Source organism: Flavobacterium xizangense, assembly GCF_054075145.1.
The window spans coordinates 532,625-544,228 of record NZ_JBSIPG010000001.1 but is presented as its reverse complement, the minus strand read 5'-3'; the positions used below and the strand labels follow the sequence as shown (position 1 = coordinate 544,228).

5 protein-coding genes are annotated in these 11,604 nt (G+C 36.3%); all 5 read left to right on the top strand.

Translation table 11 applies throughout. The annotated features are described in order from the left end of the window. The first annotated feature begins 5 nt into the window (after positions 1-5). The 5 genes from ACWA1B_RS02285 (at position 6) to ACWA1B_RS02265 (ending at position 11,600) form a co-directional block, all read left to right on the top strand. Complete coding sequence (locus ACWA1B_RS02285) at positions 6-7,613, top strand: T9SS type B sorting domain-containing protein (protein ID WP_456904288.1); 7,608 nt, start codon at positions 6-8, stop codon at positions 7,611-7,613. Positions 7,614-7,656: 43 nt separating this feature from the next. Continuing rightward, entirely contained in the window at positions 7,657-8,631 is a 975-nt protein-coding gene (locus tag ACWA1B_RS02280) for a PorP/SprF family type IX secretion system membrane protein (protein WP_456904287.1), read from the top strand. Between the two features lie 156 nt (positions 8,632-8,787). Continuing rightward, positions 8,788-9,879, top strand: coding sequence for a sensor histidine kinase (locus tag ACWA1B_RS02275; protein ID WP_456904286.1), 1,092 nt, complete (start codon positions 8,788-8,790; stop codon positions 9,877-9,879). After that, the gene (locus ACWA1B_RS02270; protein WP_456904285.1) at positions 9,876-10,565 is read left to right on the top strand and encodes a LytR/AlgR family response regulator transcription factor; all 690 of its coding nucleotides are present in this window, start codon (positions 9,876-9,878) and stop codon (positions 10,563-10,565) included. Before ACWA1B_RS02275 ends, ACWA1B_RS02270 begins: the two co-directional genes overlap by 4 nt. Positions 10,566-10,856: 291 nt before the next feature. Next, positions 10,857-11,600 (top strand): dioxygenase family protein, encoded by a 744-nt coding sequence (locus ACWA1B_RS02265; protein WP_456904284.1) that lies wholly within the window; start codon positions 10,857-10,859, stop codon positions 11,598-11,600. Positions 11,601-11,604: the final 4 nt, after the last annotated feature.

Below are 11,604 nucleotides of genomic sequence, written 5' to 3'. Positions count from 1 at the left end.
ACGTTGTGACAGCTACGGGATTAGTGGCAGGAAACTATACATTGGAAGTTACCGATGCAGCTACAGGCTGTAAAGCTACAGCGAGCATGACTGTTTCAGAGCCGGATGCATTGGCATTGGCAATAGACAAGAACAAGAATGCAAATTGTAATTCTGATGCAAAAGTGAGTGTAATCGCTACAGGCGGAACAGCACCATATCAGTATTCATTTGTTCCGGCAACGGCTCCAGGTCCTGGAACTTATTCGACTTCAAATGAAGCTTTATTGAACCCAACGACTACTACAAGCTGGAAAGTTTATGTGAAAGATGCCAACAACTGCGTTATCGGAACACCGCTTGCAATACCTATCGGAAGCGACGACGCGCCAACAATTACTGCTCCGGCATTAATCTGTTTTGTAGGAACATCTACTAATGTAACTGTTGGTTACACATCAGACACGGATCTTGCAACAGCACCGATGTTCAGTGTGAACGGAGGAGGTTTCCAAGCTTCGCCGACTTTTGCAATCAGTGCTCCTGGAACTTACACTTTTGTGATCAAGGATGAGAACGGTTGTACAGCTTCAGCTTCATACGAAGTTAAGCCTCAGGTTACTTTGCAGGCTGATCTGGTTCAGGATCTGACTTGTGATGTAAACGGTTCGATTACTTTGACTCCAAACGGAGGAACAGGTACTTATACTTATGAAGTAGACATCGACGGCGCTGGCTATAACCCGGCTACAACGCCTTATACAGCGACAGTTGACGGAAGCTATACTTTCAGAGTCACAGATTCGCAAGGATGTCCAGCAGTATCAAATGTTGTTGTTGTGACTCCTAAAACGGTTCCGCAGGCTGCAGCAACTGCTTTGGCAGTGAAATGTGCAGGAGACAGCAACGGAAGCGTTACTGTAACGGCTTCAAACGGAATTGCACCATACCAATATAGAATCGATGGAGGAGTTTTCCAAGCTTCAAATGTATTCAACGGTTTAGGGGCTGGTCCACATAATGTTGAAGTTAAAGATGCCAAAGGATGTATCTCAGCGGCAGTTCCAGTTACAGTTGTAACGCCAGTGGCATTAACAGCTAGTTCGTCAATTACTACTGCATTAGTTTGTACTGCAGGAAATGCTCCATCAAAAGCGGTTGTTACAGTTACAGCTGCGGGCGGAACAGGATCTTATGAATACAGCTATGACAATGGTGCGAATTATTCTAACAATGCTACATACGAGACATATGCAGGAGCTACATTTGATATAATCGTTAAAGACGCAAATGGTTGTTCAGTGACGATTACAAACGGTGTTGATGTTCCGGCATTGAATCCTCCGACGGATTTGACTATCGCAACGACAGTTGCAGTGATCTGCGGTGGTAAAGGAACAGTTGATATTACGAGTCATGTTGGTGGTGTATTGCCTCTAGAATATGAGATTTTATCTCCTATAACAAGAGCGAAACAGCCAGGAACAACATTCGCAAATCTTGACCCGGGAACTTATGTATTCCAGGTTACAGATAAAAACGGATGTACATATACTGAATCATATACAGTTGATCCAGTAATAAATATTACAGTTGCAGGCGAACTTGTTAAAAATGTTTCTTGTAATAGCGGATCAGATGGTGTTATAAAGTTTACAGTAGGAAATAAAGCTGGTGGCTATACTGCTTCTTTAAATTCTCCTTTAGGAACTCTTACTCAAGTGGGTGATGTAGTTACTGTTACTAATTTACCAGCTGGTTCTTATACACTTACAGTTATAGACGCTATTACAACTTGTACTAATACAGCAACTGTTGTTGTTGATGCGCCTGCAGTTTTAGGATTAAATATAGTTTCTCAGACAGCTGCAAATTGCTACTTAGGAGCAGTTGTTACTGTTCAAGGAACTGGTGGAACTCCAGCTTATAAATATGCATTTGTTCATGCTGGAGACACTCCTTTAGCTACTGATTTCAGCAGCACAAATTATGCAGTATTAGATCCTGCATTTGTAAATTGGGATGTTTATGTTATGGATGCTAACTTAATTTGTTCAGCGGTACGTAATGTAACTATTATTAAACATGATGCTCCGACGATCAATCCAAATGCGAATGTATATTGTTATACTGGTGGACCAGTTCCAATTACAATTACTGGAACAACGGATTCTAGAATTACAGCTCCCACAATGTACAGTATTGGAAATGGCTATAAGTCTAGTCCTGACTTTACATTGAACGCACCAGGAACTTACGACTTTTATATAAAAGATGGTAATGGCTGTATAGCACATGCTACATATGTATTAAGACAAGAATTATTGATACAAGCGACTCTTACACAAGATTTGAACTGTACATCTAATGATGCGACAATTGCATTGTCTGCAACGCAAGGTACAGGTGCAGGAACATACGCCTTCGAATATGATCTTAATAATAGTGGTGTTTACAAACCAGTCACAGCATTGCCTTTCGTAACTAGTACACCTGGAACTTACACATTTAGAGTTCAAGATGCTTCAACTTGTCAAGCTGTTTCTGTTCCGGTAATCGTTACACCACTTACGATTCCAGCATTTACAACTGCGACAGTAGATGTATTATGTCAAGGGGATTCAAATGGAAGCATTACGGTTACAGGATTAAATGGTGTTGCTCCTTATAAATATAGTATTGATGGGGGAACAACATTTGTAAATTCTAATATTTTTGCTGGATTAGGCAAGGGAACTTATTCAATTGCAGTTATGGATGCAAAAGGATGTCCATCATTGGCAGTAAATGTTGATATTAATGAGCCAGTTGTTTTAACTGCAACCAATGTAGTAACTCCATTTGGATGTGATGCTTCAAATAATGCTAAGGATGCAATAGTGACAATCACAGCTAATGGTGGTACAACACCTTACAGCTATAGTTTTGATAATGGTGCTAGTTTTGGATCTTCTCCTGTTCACACAGTAAATACTGCATCAACAATTAATTATGTTGTAGTTGATGCAAATGGATGTAGAACAACAGGATCAGCAATTGTTCCTGTATACAATCCGCCAACAAATTTTGATATCAATGCTACGCCTATTTACTGTAATACAGCGGGAGGTGTTGCTACGATAACAGTTAGCAATATTGTTGGAGGTGATGGTCCATTTAATTATGCTATCGTTGAACCGGCGGCTTCTGCGACATCAAACAATACAGGAAGTTTCGCTAATCTATTGCCAGCTACATATTTAATAAAAGTTACGGATAACAATGGATGCAGTACTCTAAATTCAATTGAAATTAAGAAAGCTAGCGAAATTAGTGTTGATGCCCAATTGTTAAGCGATGTATTGTGTAATGGTGGAACAACAGGTTCAATTGCCTTTACGGTAAGCAACTACATTTCTCCTGCTAATTACACATTTGCATTGTCTCCAAATAATGGAACATATACGCAGACAGGTGATGTAATAACTTATACAGGTTTAACAGCTGCTAATTATACGTTTACAGTTACTGATAATACTTCAGGATGTACTGATAACGTGACTAACTTCTTAGTTAATCAGCCAACAGCTCCATTAAGTTTTACTATGACGGCAACTGATATTAATTGTAATAATAAAAACGCAACGATTACAGTAACTGCAACAGGTGGTACTCCAGCTTACAGCTATGCGGCTGTTCAAGGAGGAACTGCGGCTCCAACGTCATACAGTTCTGATAACAAAATTGTTGTGAATACTAATAATGGAACTGTTTTGGCATGGGATGTTTATGTGAAAGATTTTAATGGATGTACAACTTTAGTACAAACACAAAATATTTCAACTGCTCCACTTCCAAATGCTATTACTGCAAATATTACAAGTCAATGTCCTACGACAGGTGGAACATATGAATTTACAGTTTCAGCTTCAGGAGTCGCTCCATTACAATATAGTATTGGTAATGGCTTCCAAACAGATCCAAAATTCACAGTAACAGCTCCAGGTTCTTATGATATTATTGTTAGAGATGGAAATGGTTGTGAAGTAACAGTTACAGGTGCCGTTGTAATTGAAGATGCTCTAGATCTTCGATTAGACATTCAAAAACTTCCTGATTGTGACACAAGTGTTGGAACAGTTGTAGCAACAACTACAGGTGGTTCAGGAAATTATAAATACACTTCAGGTGCTTACATACCTTTCGTAGTTGGAAATACGGCAACATTTACAATGCCTGTTGGCACTCATACGATTATTGTTACGGATCTTACTTACGGTTGCACAGATCGATTAACAGTTGATTTAACTGCAGCAACAGAGATAACAGGTTTAGTGTTAAAAGGAACAAATGTTAGCTGTATTGGTGGTTCTAATGGTAGTATTAAGGTTATTTTAGAACCGTCACGTTCGGGAGTAAATGATAATCCTATTTACACTTACCAATTGACAGGAACTACAATTAATAATACTCCTGTGAATACTCTTCCTCAAACACAAAATGTATTTGATAATCTTGAACCTGGTGATTACACTGTAATTGTTTCTTCAGGAAGAGGTTGTCATGCTCAGGAAGATATTAGAATTACACAGCCAGCTAAAATAGTTGTTGATGCTCCAGTTGTTACTCAGTTTGCATGTACGTCAGGTACAAACACAACACAAAATGCATCTATTACAGTAAATTCTGTTACAGGAGGATCTGGTAATTACATCATTTATGAATTTAAAGATGCAAATGGAGTTGTTGTTCAAAGTGGTACTTCTAATGTTTATAATGTAACAAATACAGCAGGAGGAAATTATTCTGTTCGAGTATTAGATGATATGGGTTGCGAAGGAAGTTCTACTGCCCCAATTGTTATTTCATCATTCATTACCATGACTGATGTTACAGCTGCACCTACAATTCCTATTACTTGTTTGAATAGCGAAACAATGCAGGTTACTGTGACTACAGTTGGAGGAACACCGGTATTGTTGAATTACACATTAACAAGTGTTACGGGAGCACCTTATAACAGAACAAATACAAGTGGTTTATTTACAGACTTAGGAATTGGACATTATAACATTACAGTTGTAAATCCAGCGACTGGTTGTATTATAAAAGACTATTATGAGGTATTAGATCCTAATACATTTGTGATAGATGCTAAAGCAATCAATGGTAAAATTTGTTACGGTACTGCTGATGGAGTAGTAGATTTGACATTCATTGATAATCAAGTTGATCCAAGAGATGACGCTGGCCGATTCACATATACGATTTCTGGCCCAGTTTCAAGTTCAGGTACTACAACAAATGCTGGTCCGATTAGAATTTCTAATCTTACAGCTGGTCAATATACAGTTGTAGCTACATTGATTGATTCTCCATCTTGTACAGTTTCAACTGTATTCACGATTGAACAACCTACAGAGTTATTAACTTTAGTAGAAGATCATACAGAGATTACTTGCCTATCAGGTAACAACGATGGAACTATTACTGTAACAGCTAAAGGAGGTTGGATAGGAGACTACCAATATGAATTAGTTGGACCTGTAAGTGTTAACTATTCAGATCAATTCACTTTTGAAAATCTGACAGCGGGACACTATATTATTAATGTAAAAGATAGTAGAGGATGTATTGCTACTGCTATTGTTGACTTGGTTAATCCAACACCAATTTCATTTACTGCTTCATCTGATGTTAATGTGGTAACATGTTTTGGTGGAAAAACGGCGACTATTACAGCTACAATTCCAACAGGAGGCCAAGGTTCTAATTATTCATATACATTAAATTATAATGTTAATGGAGAAATTGCATCTGTAGGTCCACAAATCTCTAACGTATTTAGTGGTTTAGGATCTGGAACTTATACAGTAGTAGTTACAGACGGATTTAGCTGTGAGGCTACATCTGCTCCAATAACAATTACTGATCCTGCTATTGTTGAAGCAACTTTAGTGTTAGACAAATCAATTACTTGTTTAACTGATGCTAGACTTACATTAAGCGCAACAGGCGGAACAGGACCTTACACTTATAGTGCAGACGGTATCAATTATAGCACAAGTTTTAATTCTTCAGTTACTTTCCCAGTATCAGTTGGATTGCACCACTATTATGTGAAAGATAGTTTTGGATGCGTTGGTTATATTTCTAACGATATTAATATTGATCCAGTAACACCTTTAACGATTGATCTAGATACTTCTAGTGCAGTTGTGAACTGCAAAGGTGATAGTAGCGCATTAATCATTGCTGAGGCAAAAGGCGGTTTAGGAAACTATGAATATTCATTATTAAATGAATTAAAAGTAGAAATCAGACCAGCTCAAGCAGAAGGAATTTTTGCTGATGTAGCTGCAGGTAAATATATTATCCATGTTAAGAGCGGTGATTGCCAAACGGATTCTGAAGTTATAAATGTTGGAGAACCAGCAAACGCTTTAGTCTCTAGTTATCAAGCTTTCCCAGTTAAATGTTTTGGTGATAAAAATGGTAAAATTGTCATTACTGCTTCTGGTGGTACTGGAACTATTAAATATGCAATCTCACCAAACTTAGCTCAATTTGTTGAAAATAATGTATTTGATAGATTGGAGGCTGGTAAATACCAAGTAATCGTTCAGGATATTAAAGGATGTACAGCTGTTTATGACATTGAAATTGGTTCGCCAACTATATTGATTGCCTCTGAAATTCCAAACACAATGATTCCTGAGGTTTGCGAAGGTGATAAAGATGGTGCATTCAGCATTCAGGTTAAAGGTGGAACGGCTCCATATTTCGAAAGTTTGGATAAAGATAATGGACCATTCTTGCCAATGACTGGTAGTACTAAAGATTACAGCAACTTGTCTGGAGGTATCCACAATGTTTACATTCAGGATAGTAATGGATGTATATCTGTAGTGGAAATTGATATGCCATTGCCAGTTATTCTTAAACCAACGGTTGAAATCAATTATGACTGTGTGAACAATATGTCTGCTAATATGGTTACAGTTGATCCAGGATTTGATAAGAAATCTGAAATAGATTATCAATTAGATGGTACTGGAACTTATCAGGTAAGCAACATCTTTACTAATCTTGCTCCTGGTAATCACTTTATCAATGCAAGACATACAAATGGATGCGTAGTACCAACTAAGAGTTTCCAAATCAAAGCTGTTCAGCCACTAAAACTTGCTTTATCTGCTGGTAAACCTGAAATGAATATCATTTCAGTAACGGCAACAGGTGGAGCACCAGGTTATGAGTATAGCTTCAACGGAGAACCGTTCACATCTTCTAACACATACAAAATCTACAAATCTGGTGATTATGTAGTAGTTGTTAGAGATCAAAATGGTTGTACGTCGACTATTACAGTTCCAGCGATATATGTTGATGTTTGCTTAGATAATTACTTTACGCCTAACGGAGATGGTGTTTACGATACTTGGGGTCCTGGTTGTACTAATATTTACAACAACCTTGAATTCTCAATCTTCGACAGATACGGTCGTGTAATTGCTAAATATCACTATGGTCAAAAATGGGACGGAAGATACAATGGTGAGGAATTGCCTTCAGGTGATTACTGGTATGTTCTTAAACTAAATGACGAGAAAGATGCAAGAGAGTTTGTTGGACATTTCACTTTATACAGATAACAAAATTTGAGCCCCAATGATGTTATCTAAAAAAATTATTACAATGAAAAAGTTTATTTTATCCCTAGTACTCATGGCTGTAACAACAAGTTACAGCCAAGAGTTAAACCTACCGGTGTTTACCCAGTATTTAGCTGATAACCCATTTGTACTTTCACCTGCTTACGCTGGTATTGGAGATAATCTTCGAATTAGAGCGAATGGTTTGACGCAGTGGGTCGGAATTAAAGATGCGCCTGAAAACCAGTCTTTATACGCTGATTTTAGAATCCTGGATCGTTCTGGTGTTGGAATCTCGCTTTACAATGATAAAAATGGATACACAAGACAAACTGGTGCAAAGGTTTCTTTTGCTCATCACTTGATTTTGGATTATTATTCTAAACAATATTTGTCTTTTGGTATTTCGTATAACTTCAACAGTTTCAGAATTGATATTGATGAATTTAACAATACTATTGAGCATCCAATCCTGGATCCTTCGGTAACAGATAACCGTTACACGGGAAATAATAACTTTGACATTAGTGCTTTGTATCGTAATAAAAACTTCTATTTTAGTTTTAATGCGAATAACGTATTGAAGAAAAACGTAGATAAATATCGCGGAGTAGAGCCTAATTTGCTTTCAAACTATCAGGTGTATACAGGATATGTTTTTAACGACGGAGAAAACAGACGAATCGAATATGAACCATCTGTCTTCTATCAATATTTTGCAAGTGATAAACGTTCTACAACCGATTTTAACTTCAAATACAGACGTTACAATCGTTATGAAGATTATTATTGGATCGGAGTTTCATACCGTATGTTAAACGACCAGTTCCCAAAACCATTATCTGTTGGACCAATGGCCGGTTTTATGAAGTCTAGATTTTACTTCGGATATTCCTATCAGGTTATGTTCAACGATTTAGGAAATTATAATACAGGTACTCACGTAGTAACCATAGGTTTTGATTTCTTGCAGGCTATCAGTAATTGTCCTTGTACGCAGAGTCCAGTTCACGATTAATAGAACAAAACCATTTCTTAGGCTAATAAGCCATTATTACAAAGCGAGTCGCAACATTATGTGTTTTTACCGCAATAATTTGAAATAAACTTACAATAACATTAAATTTGAATAGTATCAATTTGCATCGTCAAAATGATAAATCAAATTTGATTTATGAAAGCTAAATTTTCACTTTACGCGAAACACATTGTTTTGTGCCTCGCTTTTTTATTTTTGCCGTATGCCTTCACATCGACAAATACGATTTTTTCATTGCCTCATTTATACACAAATCCGCATGATCGTATTTACTTTTTCATCTATTTTACACTGCTCTGCTTTTTCTATTTTAACTATTACTACTTAATTCCGAAATTCTATTTTTCTGAAAAGAAGTTCATATACTATTCCATCATAATTGGATTTCTTCTTTTTTTTCTTTGGATATCAACCACTTTAGATCATCCTGACCGAAATTTTTTAGATTTTAGAAGTCATTCACCAAATTTTGGAGATCACCCAAATCCTTTTCCAAGAGGTTTTCGACCGCACCACTCAATGGTTAAAGAAATGCCTTTTGATTTTGTAGGCGGTCCGCCAACACAGTATGGACATACTGCTTTGGTCTATTTGATTGGAGTAATATCAAGTCTGCTTTTTGCTATTACTGGAAGATTGCAGAGTGTTGAAAAAGAGAAAGTAAAATCGGAGTTGGCATTTCTAAAAGCGCAAATTAATCCGCATTTCTTATTTAATACTTTGAACAGTATTTATGCGTTGGCTTTAAAAAAAGACGATAAAACTCCAGATGCAGTCGTGCAGCTTTCAGAGTTAATGCGCTATATCATGACCAATTCTAACTATGAAGTTATTGATTTGACCAAAGAAATAAACTACATCAATAACTTTATTTCACTCCAAAAAACACGTTTGGGCAATACCGTAATTGTTGATTATAAAGTCACAGGAAATACTTTTGGGAAACAAATCACACCTTTAATTTTAATCTCTTTCATTGAGAATGCATTTAAATATGGTGTAAACCCAGATCAAACTTCTGAAATTTCTATCAGCATTGATATAAAAGAGGAACAACTGACTTTATTGGTTTCTAATAAAAAGACTTTTTCAATACAGTCTGAATCTGGAATTGGACTTCAGAATACAATTGAAAGATTAAAGCTCCTTTACCCAAATAAACATCAGCTTAAAATACAAGATACTCCGGAAAAATACGTTGTAAATCTATCTATAAAAGTAGGATGATAAAAGCAATTGCATTAGATGATGAGCCTTTGGCATTAGAAATTCTTCAGAATTTATGCTACACTATTGATTATATTGAACTGGATAAAGTTTTTACAAGATCAGATGAAGCGTTTAAATATCTAAAGAAATATCCGGTTGATTTATTGTTTTTGGATATCAATATGCCGTCAATTTCCGGTTTGGATTTTTACAAAAAACTGCCTCACAAGACCATGGTCATTTTTACAACAGCCTATTCTGAATTTGCTGTTGAAGGTTTTACGCTAAGCGCGACGGATTATCTTTTAAAACCAATTTCACTTTCCCGTTTCCAGCAAGCAACAGAAAAAGCTTTTTCGCAATGGAAACTACAAAATCAAAATATAGAACAGCAACATCTTTTCATCCGCGCCGATTATAGTTTAATAAAAATCTTATTTTCAGATATTTTATATATCGAAGGTTTAGATGATTATTTGAAAATCCATATTCACAATCAAAAAACGGTTGTTGCAAGAATGACATTAAAAGCAATCCTTCAAAAATTGCCTGAAACCGAATTCATCCGAGTGCATCGTTCATTTATTGTTCCAGTTTCTAAAATTGAGAAAATCAGAAACAAAGTCATTTTTATAGATCAGGCCGAAATTCCAGTTAGCGCCAGTTACGAAGAAGCTTTTTTTGCACTTCTAGATCAAAAATAAAAATATGGCTAATTTAATGGTACACAGATAACGCGGATAAAACAGATTTTCACGGATAGTAATATAAAATCCGTTTTTATCCGCTTAAATCAGTGTCATCCGTGTGCCATTTTCCAAATAGTAAGAATAGTATAATTGACGTATTTTTACTACAGAAAATTATATTTTCTCCGTTTACCTCATAAATTTTGTGGTTTACCTCAAACATTTTCCAACGCTTTAATTTCGAATAATTTTACTCGAAAATAACTGTTAATCATTCTATTGGTATAACACTTAAAACAAAAAGCAATGAAAAGAAAAGAGTTTTTAAGAGGTTTGGGTTTGATCGGAATTTCATCTTTGGCAATTCCTATTATAAATTCTTGCAGTAAAGATGACGTGTCCGATTCTTCAACAGATTCAGGTTCTTCTTCTGGTTCAGGATCTTCTTTCGGTGATTGTTCTGTTAGTCCTTCAGAAACTGCTGGACCCTTTCCAACAATTACGCCATCATTTTTAGTAAAATCAAATATTGTAATGGACAGAACCGGCGTTGGTTTTACTATTAAAATTACAATCAAAAATACTAAAGCAAATTGTGCTGCTTTAAAAGATGCTATTGTAGACATTTGGCATTGCGACAAAGACGGCTATTATTCTGAATATGGCGGAACTTCAATGCAATCGGTAAATTACACCTCGGTTCATTTTTTAAGAGGAAGACAAACAACTGACGAAAATGGTTTGGTCACTTTTACTTCAATTTTCCCATGTTGGTATTCTGGCCGTGCGACTCATATTCATGTTCATATTTATAACGCTAGCGGAACATCGTTATTAGTCACACAAATTGCTTTTCCGGAAGGATCAAACAGTGCAATAGCGCTAGTCAACGCATCAACACAAAATGGTTATACAAAAGGTTTAAGTGGTTATACTAATAACGCATCTGATAACGTTTTCTCTGATTCAGTAGCAAACGAAATGTCCACTGTAACCGGAAGCGTTAGTGATGGTTTTGTTTTAACGCATACAATTAATGTGGCGTCCTAGTTTT